We start from the raw sequence: 15,826 nt of genomic DNA on the forward strand, positions 1-15,826 counted from the left end.
ATGCGGGGACTTGCCCGCACCTCGACTTATTCAGTAAATACCCCTATATTCCGGAACTTCTTATACCGGTTTTCAATGATTTCATTTTCATCCATCTTTCCAAGCACTTCTAACGAATTACGTAAAACATTTCTCATATTCTCAGCTTGCGCTTTTGCATCACGATGCGCGCCTCCTAATACTTCAGGAATGATTTCGTCTATAATCTCCATTTGTTTCAAATGCTGAGCAGTTATCTTCATAGCTTCAGCCGCTTGCTTCGACAAACTTGAATCCTTCCAGAGAATTGAAGCTGCACCTTCAGGCGAAATAACCGAGTAAGTGGAATGTTCTAGCATGTGGACATGATTGGCAACCCCTAGTGCAAGCGCTCCACCACTTCCACCTTCACCGATCACAATTGAAATGACAGGGACTTTCAAGCCAGCCATTTCGACCAAATTACGTGCAATCGCCTCACTTTGACCACGTTCTTCAGCTGCTTTACCGGGATACGCACCTTTTGTGTCAATGAAGCAAATAATTGGTCGACCGAATTTTTCAGCTTGTTTCATCAAACGAAGAGCTTTCCGATAGCCTTCAGGATGAGGCATTCCAAAATTCCGTTTCACATTTTCTTTTGTATCTTTTCCACGTTGGTGACCAATAATTGTAACTGGCTTAGATTCAAATGATCCAATTCCTGCCACAATCGCAGCATCATCACCGAAGCAGCGGTCCCCGTGTAGTTCAAAGAAATCCTCAAACAACTCTTCTATGTACTCTTTTGTAGTCGGGCGTTGAGGATGTCTTGCTACTTGAACACGATCCCAAGGTTCCATGTTTGTATAAATTTCAGTTTCCAAATTGCTTAAACGTGTTTTCAAATTGGTAATTTCTGCTGTGAGGTCGACATCATTGGATGAAGTGAATTCTTCCAACTCTGCAATCTTCTCGCGCAATTTAACAATTGGTTCTTCAAAGGCTAATGTCTTACTCATTTCAATTACCCTCTCTTTCATGCAACTTGAGCAATTTTGCAAGTTCTTCAGCCATATCACAACGATGGATGACTGCATCTACTTGGCCATGCTCCAGAAGGAACTCCGCGGTTTGGAAATCTTCAGGTAATTTCTCTCTTACAGTCTGTTCAATAACTCTTCTTCCCGCAAATCCAATCAGTGCTTTTGGTTCTGCAAGGTTAATATCCCCAACAGATGCAAAGCTCGCAGACACGCCACCAGTTGTTGGATACGTCATAATGGAGATAAATAGCAAGCCTTTATCCGAATGTCTTTTTAATGCAACACTCGTTTTGGCCATTTGCATTAAGGATAGGACTCCTTCTTGCATGCGTGCGCCACCACTCGCTGAGAAGATAAGAACAGGGATATTCTTCTCTGTTGCTTTCTCCACCGCTCTCGTTATTTTTTCACCGACTACCGAACCCATAGAACCCATTCTGAAATGCGAATCCATAATGGCAACTGCAACTTCGCAACCGCCAATTTTTCCGACACCCGTAAGAACAGCTTCATTTAGGCCTGTTTTCGCTGCATCCGATTTCACCTTTTCTGTATAAGATGGGAAACGTAATGGGTTTTCCGTTTGTAAATGGCTATCCATTGGCTCAAAAGTATCTTTATCAAATAAACAATCAACACGCTCCCAAGCTGTCATCTTGAAGTGATGATCGCATTTTGGACATACTTTTGCAGTTTTCATCAAATCTTTCGTCAAGATGATTTCTTTACACGCTGGACATTTTGTCATTAACCCTTCAGGCACATCGTTTTTAGCCTCTTCAGAAGGTATGGTCACAGCTTTATGGCTATTTTTCTTAAACAAATCACGAATCATATCATACTTCCCCCTCAATTATTTCAATCCAATTGTCATAGGCAGTAATTGCTTTTTCCTCAAGACCGCTTACTATATTTTCCAACAACGCTTTTACAGTTTCTTTTTCTGCAGCAGTTGTCAATTCTTCATAGGGAACTCTACTATATCGCTTCAACAAAAACCAAATTTTTAATGACAACCGGTTATCAGTCACTACAATCATCTCACGGATGATGTCCTCTCTCAAAACCGCTCCGTCTTCCTCAAGCCTTACTAAAAGGCTTTGCCAAACAGGTAATTGTCGCTTCTCTTCCTGTTTGCATATTGAACGAATTGCCGCTTTTTCATGGATAATCCTCGTCTGCTTTACATCCATCGCCGAATTCGGTTGCTGCATAATGAAAGTAGAGAGCACTTCGACAAGTTGATGCTTTTTAAAATCCGATAAAAATGTCCCTTCTCCACGCCTCGTTTCAATTAAACCTAATAACTCCAAACTTCTAAGCGCTTCGCGAATCGTGGATTCTCCCAACTTGAAGCCGTTCAGCTAACACGCGTTCAGACGGGAGTTTATCACCAACAGCAATGCCTTCCGCCTTGATCATCAGACGTAGTTCTCCAACAATATCAAGAAACATTTTAGATGATGGTTTTATAGTTTCCATTTTGGTGCCCCTTTGGACGTCTTTTGTTGAAAAGTGGTCAGACCACTATTGTTTATAAGCATACAGAAAAGAAACCAAGCCGTAAAGTATAACGTGAAAAATTTCACAAAAAAACTGCCACCCAGCACTTTGAGGATGAACCCACTACGCTTCATCATCCTTACAAATGTGCTGTCGACAGTTTCATATTGGTGAAATGTCTTGAATGATCAACTGATGTTGTCCATTTCTCTTCTCTACCGTTCCTTTCGCCTGGACGATAATCAATTCTTGCAAATGGACATTCAAGGAAGCATATTGCTTTGGAAAGAGCGTACAAGATACTTCGCCAGTCTCATCTTGTAATGTAAAGAATGCCATTGCTTCGCCTTTTTTTGTCCGGATTCTTTTCACTTCCATAATCATTCCAAGCATATTCACAACCGAACGTTTCCCCGAAGTCTGAGCGTCCACTATGTCCAATACATGATGCTTCAACCGCTTTTTCATCTCGGTAGCAGGATGTTCTGATAAGTAGAAACCTAGCACTTCCCGCTCATATTCGAGCAATGCCAATCTCGGCATCTTTCCAGCTGGTGAATATTTCGGCTTTGCAACAGCGTTCATGACTTCATGAAGCAAGTCATCTTCTGCCCCGATAAACATTGCATGGTTTTTTGCTGCCTCCACGGAAGCGAGTAAAACTGCCCGATTCTCATGGAATTCGTCCAATGCTCCTGCTTTAATCAGTGGTTGGATTGTTTTATCTGTAAAGTGTTGTCCTCCAATTGCCGCAGCAAAGTCAAACATCGAATCCCATTTTTGAGCGGTTCTAGCAGTTTTCAACTGTTGATAAAATGCAAAGGAAATGCCTTTAATAGCTCCTAATCCAATTCGAATGGATTGCCCTTCAACAATATGTAAGTATTTACTTCTTGTTACGGAAGGAGGAAGTACATGGATACCTTTTTTTCTGATTTCTTGCATGATTTCCGTCGTCTTTTCTGGACTTCCTGCTACCATTGATAAGAGTGCAGCATAAAAATAAATCGGTTCATTTGCCTTTAGAAAAGCCAATTGATAGGAAATTAACGAATAAGCAACGGCATGACTTTTTGGAAAACCGTAATCAGCAAATTTTACAATCAGTTCATAAATTATTGTTGCAGGTTGCTCAGGGAACCCGTTAGCAACCGCACTTTCTACAAAGTGAGCTTTTTCCTTTTCTAATACATCCCTATTTTTTTTACTGACAGCACGTCGAAGTAAATCTGCTTCTGCGAAAGTGAAACCAGCAACATGTACAGCAATTTGCATAATCTGTTCTTGATAGACGATTATTCCTTTTGTCTCCTCTAAAATCGGCTTCAATTGAGGGTGCACATACTCAATAGGCTGACCCTCATTTTTCCTTTTGCTATATAACGGAATATTATCCATAGGGCCCGGACGATACAAGGCGCTGATTGCATACAAATCACTGAATGTTTCAGGTCGTATGAGTCGGAGGGCATCACGCATACCAGCTGATTCAAATTGAAACACGCCTGTCGTATCGCCAGCTTTGAATAAATCGAACGTAGGTCGATCCGTTAAAGGAATCTTTTGAAAATCCATGGTTATGCTTTTGTCATGCTCAATCATGGACTTAATACGGTCCATTAATGTTAAATTCCGCAGACCTAGGAAGTCCATTTTCAACAAGCCGGCTTCTTCCACATCTCCCATAGCCCACTGTGTTAAATAGAGCTCATCTCCTCCATTTTGGACAGGGACCGTTTCAACTAACGCCACCGGAGACAATATGACACCTGCAGCGTGTGTCGATGCATTCCTTGGCAATCCTTCCAATTTCACCGCCGCTTCATACCACTTATTTCTTATCTCATCCATTGCAATCCAGTCTTGTAGCGGCTTTGATTGTTGCACGGCTTCTTCCAAAGATTTCGTCTGTCCTTCTTGAATTTGTTTAGAGATGAAAGACATTTCCTCTGATGAAAAATCAAATACCCTTGCAACATTTCTAGCTACCGCTTTTGTTGACAATGTACCAAAAGTAATAATTTGGGCGACATGTGCTTTACCGTATTTCTTTGCAACATACGCAATGACTTCCGAACGTCTGTTATCTGCAAAATCAATATCAATATCCGGCATTGTAATACGTCCAGGATTCAAAAACCGTTCAAAGATTAATCCATATTGCAACGGGTCAACATCTGTAATTCCTAATGAGAACGCGACAAGTGAACCAGCTGAGGACCCCCTTCCTGGTCCAGTTAAAATTCCATGTTCTCGCGCAAAGCGCATAAAATCTTCAACAATGAGAAAGTAGTCTGCATACCCCATTGAATCGATGACATCTAATTCTTTTTGCAACCGAACTACATACTGTTCACGTAAATGCCCGATCCTCTTTTCAGTCCTCTTTCACAATTCCTTTTTAACAAGTCGACCGTAGACATACCGGTCTCAATCGGAAAAGTGGGCATGAGTGTTTCGCCAGGCGGTAATTCAGCATTACAAGCTAGCAAAAGGTCTTGCATGTTCTCCAGCCATTGAGGGCAATCAGCAAACCATTGGGCAAACGTTTGTGCATCAGGCAAATAGGCATGCGTAAAGTCCATCTTCGGTCGCGTGGGATCGTTCAATTTGTACCCTAGGCGAATGGCAGTCGCTATCTCATATGTGAACGCTTCCTCGCGATGAATATACCTTGCTTCTTGCACCGCACAGATTGGGGCAGCTATTTCTTGGGCAATCGCTGTCATTACTTGTTCTTCTGAATGCACCTGTCCACCCGGGCGAGAAATTCCGATGAAAATCGTTTGACAAGCATCCTGTAAAAGTTTTACTGTTTCACTATTTCGTAATCCATCCCATGAAGCATCTGTCATTGGACAAACAAAAACGCAGCCTGCACTGTACGCCTGCAACCACTTTAATGGGAATGTCTCTTGATTTCGAATCGAGCTCGCACTACTGATTTTCAACAAATTCTTATACCCGCTGTCATCTTTTGCATAAACGTAAAGAAGTACTTCACGCTCATCTGGAAGCTCAAGTGTTATCGATAGACCGATGACTGCATGAATGTCATATTTTTTCATCACCTTCGTAAACGATCGGACACCGTACATTTTAGAATTGACGATACCAACAGCTCGAGCCCCTCTTCTTTTTAGAAGCGGGGCCAATTCATCAAGCTTAATAATTCCGCGCAGCAGATCAGCGCCGGTTACAATTTGCGGATAGACAAGTGTCACAGCGCATCCCTCCGACTTGTTAATGTGTCACACATAAGTCCCTCAATTTCCGAATGATTTCATCCGCCTCTTCCCATTTATAGATCGATGCACCGGACGCTAACGGATGGCCACCACCATTATATTGTGCTGCAAGCTGATTAATGATTGGCCCTTTTGAGCGTAAACGAACACGGATCTGATCTTCTTCTTCAACGAAAATGACCCATGCACAAATGCCTTTTACATCCCCAAGGACGCCAACAAGCTGCGACGTCTCTTTCGCTGTCACACCATACTCTTGTAAAAGCGATTTGTTAATCTTAATATACGCTGTTCCGTGTTCATCCATCGTAAAGTTTTGGTAAATATACCCTTTTAGATGCAACAATCGTCGATCTTCCTCATACATATCTGCATACAATTTAGTTCGATCAAACGCATACCTACTTAACGCACTAGCAATTTCAAAAGTCCTCACCGTCGCGCTAGGGAAAATAAATCGACCCGTATCGCCGACAATTCCTGCAAAGAGCAACCGTGCACATGCGTCTGACATCTTCCAGTCATAATGATCCCGTCCTGCTTCAAACAACAGATAAATCATTTCAGAAGTAGAACTCGCTTCTGTATCGACCCACCTAATATCACCATATGGGTCAACATTCGGATGATGATCAATTTTACATAGACAAGCAGCCTCTTGGTAGCATGAAGCAGCATCGATTCGTTCAGTGTTACCCGTGTCTGTCACAATAACGAGTGCACCTTCATAATCGGACGGGTCAATTTGATCTTGACTTGCCAAGTAAGTTAGTTGCTCATCATGTACTCCAGCGGCAAAAACTTGCTTTTCAGGGTAATTCGCTAAAATAAGTTCTTTTAAGCCTACTTGTGAACCGTACGCATCAGGATCTGGTCTGACATGACGATGAATAATGATTTTGTCATATTTTTCAATTGTGTCGATGATTTGTCTTTTCAAATTTTGAATCCTCCATTATTCGATGATTTCTGTTCGCATTCCGATCAAAAAGCCGCTACAATGGAAGAAGTTCTTTGATGGAGGCTCACACATATGAAAACTCTAAATTTCTTTCTTGTCTTTTTCATTGTCGCTTCGGGCGTCTTTTATTTTTATTTCAAAACAAGACAATTCAGAACGAGTCAAGTATTCCCTATTCGCAAAAAAATGTTTGCTAGCCAGGCCGGTATTTTTTTAGGGACTTTGCTTTTCTTCTTCGGTTTGAATCAAGTCTTACTCTTTGGAGGAACCGCTACATATGTAATCGCTGGCCTCTTTATCATTTTTGGTGCATACATTATAACGTTTAACTACAAAGCATCAAAGCATTATAAACAATTCGTTGATGAAGAGACGAGTCTAAACAAAAACTGATGTGTTTGCATCAGTTTTTTTATTTATCGCTCAAACAATTGGTACATGACCATTGCTTTGGCAACAAGCTCGGAATCCGTAAATAAATCGAAATCCACTTTGACAAACCTTCTGCTCATTTGTAAAATCCGAGGTTCGACAACAACCGTACTGCCAAGTTGTACGTGTTTAATGAAGTAAATCGTCATGTTCTCTGGAACAGATTCCCCGCGTTTCCTCATTTTAATCGCTCGGTTACCGACATCCGTCAACAAAGTTGTCAATGCACCATACGATAACGACCCGAATTGGTTCGTCATTTGGGGAGCAACCGTAAACTCAATGTTTTGCGGGTGTTCCGGAACGGTTTTCATTTGGTTTTTGACGATGTCGTCAATTTTCTCCCCTTGTTGAGGTTGACGTTGCGTCATCTGGAAGGCCTTCAATACATCTTGCCGACTAATGATCCCTTCCAACAAGCCGCTTTCACTTACAACCGGCATTAAATCTATGCCTTCCCAAATCATACTATGACCAGCTGACGCTACGCTTGTCTTACCGCTTACCGTAATTGGATGGGGGGTCATCACTTTCTCTATTAGTTCAGACTCATGCTTACCAACAGCATCACGAGACGTGACAATACCAACTAATTTACCGTTTTTTTCGATAACCGGGTAGCCTGAATGGACGGTTTGGCGATTCACTTCGTTAAAATGCGCGACACTGTCCTTCGGGAAAAAAGTAATCGTCTCTGCCAGTGGTGTTACAATGTCTTCTACTAAAAGTATCTCTTTTTCAATAAGCTGATCATAAATCGCTCGGTTTAGCATCGTTGCAACGGTAAAAGAATCATAACTTGAAGAGATGATTGGGAGATTTAATTCGTTTGCGAGCTGCTTTACTTCATCAGCAGCATCAAAACCGCCTGTCACGAGTACAGCTGCACCTTCCCGTAATGCAAGCTCATGAGCTTTCAAGCGGTTTCCGACGATTAGAAGACTTCCTGCATCAATATAGCGTCTCATGTCTTCTAACTGCATCGCACCAATAACAAATTTTGTCAACGTCTTATGCAAACCATCTCGTCCACCGAGAACGACACCATCCACGATATTGACAACTTCGGCAAATGTCAGTCGCTCAATATTTTCTTTTTTCTTCTTCTCGATCCGAATGGTGCCCACGCGTTCAATCGTATTGACCAATTTTTGATTTTCAGCTTCTTTGATTGCTCGATAAGCTGTTCCTTCACTGACCGAGAGCGCTCGAGCAACTTGCCGGACAGAAATTTTTTCGCCGACTGCCAACCCTTCGATATAGCGTAATATCAATTCATGTTTTGTCGACATGTTTTCACCTTTTTCCTTATTTCACCTACAACCATTTTAGCATAGTTCCTTGAAAATAGCGTAAGAAGAAGTTATTGTCGTGTAGTTTGTTAACCGATAAAACTTCTCCAACTGCATCCTTCAAAAAACCGAATCCCTCACGACTTGGAGGGACTCGGTTTCTGCACTTACATTTCTAATACGTCGCCTGCTTTCATGATTTTCACTTCATGGGCAGTGACAAGTTTTTTGAAGTCCTCGGGATCTTGCTTAATAGGTGGGAACGTATCATAATGGACCGGAACAACAAGTTTCGGTTGAAGTAATTCTACAGCCATTGCTGCATCTTCTGGTCCCATTGTAAAATTGTCTCCGATTGGAAGAAAGGCAACATCGATCTCATTCCTTTTGCCGATCAGTGCCATGTCCCCGAATAATGAGGTATCCCCTGCATGATAGATTGTTTTCCCTTCAGCTTGAAAAATGATTCCAGCCGGCATACCTGTATAGATGATTTCATTCGCTTCCGTCGTATAAGACGAACTATGAAATGCTTGTGTATAACGGACAGTTCCAAACTCAAACTCACAAGCACCACCAATATTCATGCCATGCGTATTCAATCCTTGCCAACCAAGATAAACCGCTAGTTCATTCGGGGCGATGATTAGTGGATTGCACCGTTTTGCAATGTCGATCGTATCACCTACATGGTCATTGTGACCATGTGTTAGTAAAATAACATCCGGTGATTGGTCAGCAGCTTGCAAATCCGTCAACTCATTGCCAGTAATGAACGGATCAATTAAAATTGTCTTCCCACCTGTTTTAATTTTGACAATCGAATGTCCGTGGTACGATACTTTCATGTGAAAATCCCTCCATATGTTTTCTCTAGTATCTAGTTCTTCACGCAACCACAATACCCTTTTTTTTGATATGATAACAATACCCAATTTAGGAGGGATATTTGTGACCAAAGTTAAAGCGATTCAAGAATACTTACAAAAAAACGATGTGGATGCTGCATTTATTACTACACCGGACAACGTGTTCTACGTGTCAGGTTTCGCCAGCGAACCACATGAACGGTTATTAGGCGTAATGATTTTCAAGGAAGCTGAACCTTTCTTAATCTGCCCGCTTATGGAAGTGCCTGATGTTAAAGCATCTGGTTGGGCTTTTGAAGCTGTCGGTCATGCTGACACAGATGACGCTTGGGATATTCTATCTTCTGCAGTTGCCAAAAGAGGGGTAGAGTTGGAAAAAATCGCGATTGAAAAATCACATTTAACCGTTGAAAGACTGGAACGTATGGAGCAAATTTTCCAAAGTGCCCAGTTCCCTCGTTTAGATGAACAATTAAACAATATGCGGAATATTAAAAGCGAAGATGAGCTAAACAAACTACGGAAGGCTGCGGAATTAGCGGATTATGCAATTGAAGTTGGCTGTAAAGAAATTGCAGAAGGCAAGACTGAACTTGAGATATTAATGGCAATTGAATTTGAAATGAAGAAAAAAGGCGCCGAAAAAATGGCATTTGATACGATGGTGTTATCTGGCCCTAAAACAGCCTCTCCACACGGAACACCAGGTGATCGAAAAATTCAAAAAGGCGATTTCGTTTTATTTGACCTTGGTGTCGTTTATGAAGGATATTGCTCCGACATTACACGAACGGTCGCATTTGGCGAGCCTTCAGAAAAACAACGTGAGATTTATGAAACTGTCAAAAAAGCAGAACAGACAGCGATCGACCTTGTCCGTCCAGGAGTAAAAGCGAAAGAATTGGACAAGGCTGCTAGAGACGTCATTACGGAAGCAGGCTACGGTGAATACTTCACTCATCGCCTCGGCCACGGTTTAGGCATTTCCGTGCATGAATTCCCGTCCATTACGGGAACGAATGAGATGGAATTAGTCGAAGGAATGGTCTTCACAATCGAGCCAGGTATTTACAACCCCGACATCACTGGTGTCCGAATCGAAGACGATGTTGTCGTGACGGCTAATGGAGTAGAAGTACTAACGAAATTCCCGAAAGAGTTAAAAATCATCGAAGCAAAATAATAAAACCGAATTATCGACAAAAGGGTTGGAAATCGTAGATTTCCAACCCTTTTGCTTAAACAGGTAAACTTTATCGGTTAGTGGACTAATATAGCGTTAATTTCCGTTTCTGGCGGATTTCAACACTGTTAAACTTATCTCTATTTTTTTAAAAAAGACTGTAGGCCAACACCAAAATTCAAGGTGTATGTCTACAGTCTGAAACGCTGTCCGCTATTGACGGACAGCGTTATTATTATTTATTCAAAAGTGTTTCTGCTGCAACGTATTCGAGCCCTTGTGCATCAGCAACCGCTTGATACGTTACATGGCCTTCAAGGGTATTCAGACCTTTTTGCAAAGCTAGGTTGTCCAAGCAAGCTTGCTTGTAGCCTTTGTTTGCAATCTGTAAAGCGTAAGGTACGGTTACATTCGTCAATGCCATTGTCGACGTACGTGGAACAGCTCCTGGCATATTCGCAACTGCGTAATGAACTACGCCGTGTTTTTCATAAGTAGGATTGTCATGTGTTGTAATTCGATCAGACGTTTCAAAAATTCCGCCTTGGTCAATTGCAATATCGACAAGAACAGAACCTGGCTTCATGGATTTCACCATTTCTTCAGAGACCAGTTTCGGCGCTTTTGCACCTGGAATCAATACACATCCGATGACAAGATCCGATTCTTTTACCGACTCAGCAATGTTGAATGGATTTGAAACGAGCGTCTGCACATCGTTTCCAAACATTTCATCCAACTGACGAAGACGATCAACCGAAAGATCAAGCACAGTTACTTTTGCTCCCATACCAATCGCAATCTTCGCAGCATTTGTTCCTGCTTGTCCGCCACCGATAATTGTAACTTTCCCACGAGATACCCCTGGAACGCCTGAAAGAAGAATTCCTTTACCACCATGGATTTTCTCAAGGTACTGTGCACCAATTTGTGTTGCCATACGGCCAGCAACTTCACTCATTGGAGCTAACAATGGAAGTGTGTTGTTCACTTGGACAGTTTCATAAGCAATTCCCACAACTTTGTTATCAAGCATCGCTTTTGTCAATTCCAACTCTGGCGCTAGATGTAAGTATGTGAAAAGAATTAGCCCTTCTCTGAAGTATCCAAACTCAGACGCAAGTGGTTCTTTCACTTTCATGACCATGTCGGCATCCCATGCTTCTTTCGCTGTTCCGACAATTTTCGCACCTGCTGCAACATAATCCTCATCTGTGAAACTTGACCCTAATCCTGCGCCTGTTTCGATAAGGACTTCATGACCAGCTGACTTCAAGTTAAAAGCACCTGCTGGTGTCATCGCCACTCGATTTTCATTATTCTTCACTTCTTTTGGAACCCCAATACGCATAACTGATCCTCCTAAATAAATGAAAATTGGTTGATTGCTTCGAATAGTATTCGATTTGACCAACGTACAGTCCAATTCTATCAGATATATGAGAGATTTGCTTCAATTATTTACATTATGTAACTTTAATTTTTACTATATTGAAATTTTCTACTTACTCACTCGACAATTTCCGTGGCGTTGTAACATTTTCGTCAAATTCAATAAGTTTTTTTGAAGGTTTTTTATTTGATAGCAGGAGATTTGAACATTAACTAGAAGATAGTATATAGAAAGACCAATCTCACTGAAATGGAGTGGTAATCTTGGTATTAAAATATGAACAAATTATTGTAGCCGTCGACGGGTCTAAAGAATCCAAATGGGCATTTAAAAAAGCAGTAGGAATTGCTAAGCGAAACAATGCAGTGTTGAATCTTGTCAACATCATTGATACACGCTCATACGCTGCTGTCGAAGCTTATGATCGATCAATTGCAGAACGCGCGCACAAATATGCGGAAGAGTTACTGACAGAATATAAGCAAGAAGCAGAAGCAACAGGTTTAGAGAAAGTGAATATTCTCGTTGAATATGGTTCCCCGAAAACAATGATTTCTCGTGACCTCTCCAAAAGACTTGTAGCGGATCTTATTATTTGTGGAGCTACTGGTTTAAATACTGTTGAACGCTTCCTCATCGGCAGTGTATCTGAAAATATTGTACGATCAGCAACTTGCGATGTATTAGTCGTTCGTACTCCTGAAGATGAAGTATAATTCATCAATTATAAAAGGCAACTCCAGAATGCTGGGGTTGCCTTTTTTCATACATCTTTACATGTCATTTGCCCATTCATCAACTTTTTGTAAGAAAGACGACATAGCTTGCTTGTTAGACATATTTGGTACTTTTGAAAGCAATACATCAGGTGTCACTTTCATATTTTCGGTTGGCTTTTGTAGAATAAGAATACTCTTCTCATGAGCACGATTTTTAAACAACGACTCTGGCAACTGTAGGACTGCACGGATCCGTACATTTTTCTTCACATATTGATGGAAGATTGATGCTTGGTCTGATTCAAATAGTGTTGCAGGTGCAAGAAAAATCCCATAACCGCCTTCTTTTAAGTGTTTCATTGATTGTTCGATAAAAAGATGATGTGCATAGGCATGACCTTCAGCCGGCATCATTTCAAAGTTCAATCCGTTGTCATCGTCTGGATAATAGCCTACCGGCAAGTCGCAAATGACAAGGTCCACTGGATCGATCAATAATGGGCGTAATGCATCTTGTACGAAGAACTGTACAGGTTGTTCAATCAAATCTGCAGAAACGGCAGCTAATCGGACAAGCAAGTCATCAATCTCAACAGATGAAGCAGATGCCTTTTGTCCAAACGCGTTCATGACAGTGAATAAGAGATTCCCTGTCCCAGCTGCAGGATCCAAAACTTGCACTTCATCTTTTGCTTGCATAAGTTTTGTAGCCAGATGGCCAATAAGCATCCCAATTGCATCCGGTGTCATTTGATGATTCGGTTGCACTTGCTGTTTCATACCTTTTAAGACAGCAAGTTGGATACCTCTTCGAATATCTTCTTTTGTTACACTTTCCGAAATATCCGGCTTTGCTTCGCCGGACAACCATTCATTACAAGCTTGAATGACAGCCTCTAAATAGATTCCATCTTGATCGTTTGCAGCATATGCATCAATAAATGTGAAAATTTGTTCTGTGTTTGTCGACATGGTTACTCCTCTACCTTACTCAACATTTTTTCCCTGCACCTTCAATTCTTAGCAAGGTTAGAAAAGCCCACCCGTTTTCCGAGTGGGCTACTGACAGCATATTATGCTATTAGATTTCTTACCGCTTCTAATGCTTTGTCGTAGTCCGGGTGATTGGTAACTTCACTTACATACTCGACATACGCAATCGTGTCATCTTTATCAATGACAAAAATCGACCGAGCTAATAGGCGTAATTCTTTCATCACTACTCCATAAGCTTCTCCGAAAGACAAATCTCTATGATCAGATAAAGTTTGCACATTCTTAATGCATTCTGTCGCTCCCCATCTCGCTTGCGCAAAAGGAAGGTCTACAGAAATAGTTAAGACTTCTACGTCCTCACCAAGTGAAGTCGCTTGTTCACTAAAAGTGCGTGTTTGTTGAGAACAAACTCCTGTATCAATGGAAGGTACAACACTGATTAAGCGCACTTTCCCTTTTGAATCGTTTAACGTAGCAGGTTTCATATTCGTTGTTAGCACAGTAAAATCAGGAGCTTTGTCCCCTGCTTTTAACGCTGTGCCTAGCAATGTAACAGGCTCCTGGTTGAATGTAACATTTGCCATTACGACGCCTCCTTTTCATTTCTGTTCATTTTACTAGACAATCGTTCCGCCTTGCAACTGTTCACCCTCACGTAATTGTCTCACTTCAATCACTTCTTTTTCATAGGATTGCTCGTGAATGACAATTGTATCAGCGAACAGATCATGCAGTGCTTCTTTTTTCGGCATGAAGATGACAAGCAAATAAGGGAGCAAAAGCAACTTAGAGATAAACCGTCCGATTCCTTCTCTAAATAAAACCGTACCCCACGTCAACTTCTCACCATCTTTTCGAACTACTTTAATGCCAATGATCATCTTTCCAATTGTTTGACTGAATATTTTCGTCATTACTGTAAAATAAGCAAGGAACAAAACGAGCACAATGATTTTATATGGGCTAAATAACAAAAATGGTGGATTTGAAATTGTTGCATCAACAACTCTAAAAATGGGCTTAATGATTATCCCACTAATAGCCGACACAATGAGCAAATCAATGACATATGCCCAAAAGCGCGTCCAAAAACCTGCATATTGTTTCCGAAAGCGTTCCGTTTGAACAATTTCATACACAGGGGAATGGCTAGCTGCTTCCACATTCATCCGTTCATGATTCTCTTCAAATGAATCTGCCAATGCGATCCCCCCTTATCTTTCACCGTATAAATACATCATTCGCGGCGCTTGATAATCTGTTAGGATTTTTCCGATGAGCTCCGCTTCAACATTTCTACCGAAAAGACTTTGCACTTTCATACTAAATAGCGAACTGAAATTGTCGAGTGTGGCATATTCAAACACCGTTGCATTTTCCAGTTCATAATCTGCTTTCAATGCATCAATGACATCTCCGGCTTTACCAAACTCATCAGCCAAACCGGCTTCAATTGCTTGCCTGCCGTTCATAATCCGGCCATCTGCAACCTTTTTCACTTCTTCGACAGACATTTGTCTGCCTTCCGCTACGATATCGACAAATCGATTATATGAGTCATCAATCATTTCTTGGAGCATTGCTCGTTCTTCTTTCGTCATTTCACGAGAGCCGCTCATCATGTCTTTATAAGGTCCTGACTTAATTGTGTTAAAATCAATACCGATTTCTTCAGCCAGTTTGGAAAAATTGACACTTTCCATGATTACGCCAATTGAACCTGTGATGGTTTCAGGATGAACGAAAATCTTTTCCGCAGGTGCTGCAATGTAATAACCGCCTGACGCTGCCATCCCTCCCATTGATACGTAAATCGGGATTTCCTTTTCCAGTTGAATTGCTCGAATGGCATCATAAATGTCAGCAGACTCCAGCACACCACCACCTGGTGTATTTACAGCTAATACAACACCTTTGACAGTTGGATCGACCAAAACATCTTGTAATTGTGACATAAAGGCTTGGTGATTATACCCGACTGTTCCTAAAAACGGACTTGCTTGGACATCTTGGATGACACCGTCCAACGACAAGACAGCAATACGATCCATGCCTGTACCCGGTTCAACAACAACTTCATTGTACCCTACACCACTTGCTGTCATTTCTTCAAATATCAAATTAAAATCTCTCGTAAATATGTACGAAAGTGAATTAATGCCTATCGATATAAAGATAAGCACGGTTGCTACGATGATTGCGATCCATCGTTTCATTGCCATTTTG

The 15,826-nt window shown here is 41.4% G+C and carries 15 protein-coding genes and 1 pseudogene; 3 read left to right on the forward strand and 13 right to left on the reverse strand.

The features are described 5' to 3' along the window. Positions 1-26 precede the first annotated feature (26 nt). From ACVHUV_RS16085 to ACVHUV_RS16110, 6 genes and pseudogenes are all read right to left on the reverse strand, one after another. On the reverse strand, positions 27-980 hold the full coding sequence (locus ACVHUV_RS16085) for an acetyl-CoA carboxylase carboxyltransferase subunit alpha (protein ID WP_462085272.1): 954 nt from the start codon (positions 978-980) through the stop codon (positions 27-29). A 1-nt stretch (position 981) separates the two neighbouring features. Continuing rightward, the gene (gene accD, locus ACVHUV_RS16090) at positions 982-1,839 is read right to left on the reverse strand and encodes an acetyl-CoA carboxylase, carboxyltransferase subunit beta (protein ID WP_317942837.1); all 858 of its coding nucleotides are present in this window, start codon (positions 1,837-1,839) and stop codon (positions 982-984) included. A 1-nt stretch (position 1,840) separates the two neighbouring features. After that, a pseudogene (locus ACVHUV_RS16095) lies at positions 1,841-2,486 on the reverse strand (FadR/GntR family transcriptional regulator). Positions 2,487-2,669: 183 nt separating this feature from the next. Next, positions 2,670-4,844, reverse strand: coding sequence for a DNA polymerase III subunit alpha (locus tag ACVHUV_RS16100; RefSeq protein ID WP_462085273.1), 2,175 nt, complete (start codon positions 4,842-4,844; stop codon positions 2,670-2,672). Between the two features lie 5 nt (positions 4,845-4,849). Beyond that, on the reverse strand, positions 4,850-5,731 hold the full coding sequence (locus ACVHUV_RS16105; RefSeq protein ID WP_462085274.1) for a PHP domain-containing protein: 882 nt from the start codon (positions 5,729-5,731) through the stop codon (positions 4,850-4,852). A 19-nt stretch (positions 5,732-5,750) separates the two neighbouring features. Beyond that, positions 5,751-6,695, reverse strand: coding sequence for a DHH family phosphoesterase (locus ACVHUV_RS16110; RefSeq protein ID WP_462085275.1), 945 nt, complete (start codon positions 6,693-6,695; stop codon positions 5,751-5,753). 93 nt (positions 6,696-6,788) lie between these two features. On the opposite strand from ACVHUV_RS16110, the gene ACVHUV_RS16115 reads away from it, so the two are divergent. Further along, the gene (locus ACVHUV_RS16115) at positions 6,789-7,109 is read left to right on the forward strand and encodes a YtpI family protein (RefSeq protein ID WP_317942832.1); all 321 of its coding nucleotides are present in this window, start codon (positions 6,789-6,791) and stop codon (positions 7,107-7,109) included. A gap of 23 nt (positions 7,110-7,132) precedes the next feature. Here ACVHUV_RS16115 and ACVHUV_RS16120 read toward each other — a convergent pair whose 3' ends face one another. Together ACVHUV_RS16120 and ACVHUV_RS16125 are read right to left on the reverse strand one after the other, a co-directional pair. Then, positions 7,133-8,440, reverse strand: coding sequence for a DRTGG domain-containing protein (locus tag ACVHUV_RS16120; RefSeq protein ID WP_317942830.1), 1,308 nt, complete (start codon positions 8,438-8,440; stop codon positions 7,133-7,135). Positions 8,441-8,607: 167 nt separating this feature from the next. Then, positions 8,608-9,288, reverse strand: a complete 681-nt coding sequence (locus ACVHUV_RS16125; protein ID WP_462085276.1) for a metal-dependent hydrolase — start codon at positions 9,286-9,288, stop codon at positions 8,608-8,610. Positions 9,289-9,391: 103 nt separating this feature from the next. On the opposite strand from ACVHUV_RS16125, the gene ACVHUV_RS16130 reads away from it, so the two are divergent. Next, the gene (locus tag ACVHUV_RS16130; RefSeq protein ID WP_462085277.1) at positions 9,392-10,492 is read left to right on the forward strand and encodes a M24 family metallopeptidase; all 1,101 of its coding nucleotides are present in this window, start codon (positions 9,392-9,394) and stop codon (positions 10,490-10,492) included. A 235-nt stretch (positions 10,493-10,727) separates the two neighbouring features. On the opposite strand, the gene ald is transcribed toward ACVHUV_RS16130, so the two are convergent. Further along, positions 10,728-11,843: an alanine dehydrogenase gene (gene ald / locus ACVHUV_RS16135; protein ID WP_462085278.1), complete on the reverse strand. Its 1,116-nt coding sequence runs from the start codon at positions 11,841-11,843 to the stop codon at positions 10,728-10,730. Between the two features lie 305 nt (positions 11,844-12,148). On the opposite strand from ald, the gene ACVHUV_RS16140 reads away from it, so the two are divergent. Next, positions 12,149-12,601: a universal stress protein gene (locus ACVHUV_RS16140; RefSeq protein ID WP_317942824.1), complete on the forward strand. Its 453-nt coding sequence runs from the start codon at positions 12,149-12,151 to the stop codon at positions 12,599-12,601. 57 nt (positions 12,602-12,658) lie between these two features. On the opposite strand, the gene ACVHUV_RS16145 is transcribed toward ACVHUV_RS16140, so the two are convergent. From ACVHUV_RS16145 to sppA, 4 genes are all read right to left on the reverse strand, one after another. Next, a complete protein-coding gene (locus ACVHUV_RS16145; protein WP_462085279.1) occupies positions 12,659-13,576 on the reverse strand; it encodes a class I SAM-dependent methyltransferase in 918 nt (305 codons plus the stop codon). A 101-nt stretch (positions 13,577-13,677) separates the two neighbouring features. After that, entirely contained in the window at positions 13,678-14,184 is a 507-nt protein-coding gene (gene tpx / locus ACVHUV_RS16150) for a thiol peroxidase (protein WP_462085280.1), read from the reverse strand. Positions 14,185-14,217: 33 nt separating this feature from the next. After that, positions 14,218-14,802: an RDD family protein gene (locus ACVHUV_RS16155; protein WP_462085281.1), complete on the reverse strand. Its 585-nt coding sequence runs from the start codon at positions 14,800-14,802 to the stop codon at positions 14,218-14,220. A 12-nt stretch (positions 14,803-14,814) separates the two neighbouring features. Beyond that, the gene (gene sppA, locus ACVHUV_RS16160) at positions 14,815-15,822 is read right to left on the reverse strand and encodes a signal peptide peptidase SppA (RefSeq protein ID WP_462085282.1); all 1,008 of its coding nucleotides are present in this window, start codon (positions 15,820-15,822) and stop codon (positions 14,815-14,817) included. Between the last annotated feature and the right edge of the window lie 4 nt (positions 15,823-15,826).

Source organism: Sporosarcina saromensis (genome assembly GCF_054901285.1).

Coding starts and splice junctions, on each gene's coding strand:
- ACVHUV_RS16085 (WP_462085272.1), bottom strand. CDS start 980: ATGAGTAAGACATTAGCCTTTGAAGAACCAATTGTTAAATTGCGCGAG.
- accD (WP_317942837.1), bottom strand. CDS start 1,839: ATGATTCGTGATTTGTTTAAGAAAAATAGCCATAAAGCTGTGACCATA.
- ACVHUV_RS16115 (WP_317942832.1), top strand. CDS start 6,789: ATGAAAACTCTAAATTTCTTTCTTGTCTTTTTCATTGTCGCTTCGGGC.
- ACVHUV_RS16120 (WP_317942830.1), bottom strand. CDS start 8,440: ATGTCGACAAAACATGAATTGATATTACGCTATATCGAAGGGTTGGCA.
- ACVHUV_RS16125 (WP_462085276.1), bottom strand. CDS start 9,288: ATGAAAGTATCGTACCACGGACATTCGATTGTCAAAATTAAAACAGGT.
- ald (WP_462085278.1), bottom strand. CDS start 11,843: ATGCGTATTGGGGTTCCAAAAGAAGTGAAGAATAATGAAAATCGAGTG.
- ACVHUV_RS16145 (WP_462085279.1), bottom strand. CDS start 13,576: ATGTCGACAAACACAGAACAAATTTTCACATTTATTGATGCATATGCT.
- tpx (WP_462085280.1), bottom strand. CDS start 14,184: ATGGCAAATGTTACATTCAACCAGGAGCCTGTTACATTGCTAGGCACA.
- sppA (WP_462085282.1), bottom strand. CDS start 15,822: ATGGCAATGAAACGATGGATCGCAATCATCGTAGCAACCGTGCTTATC.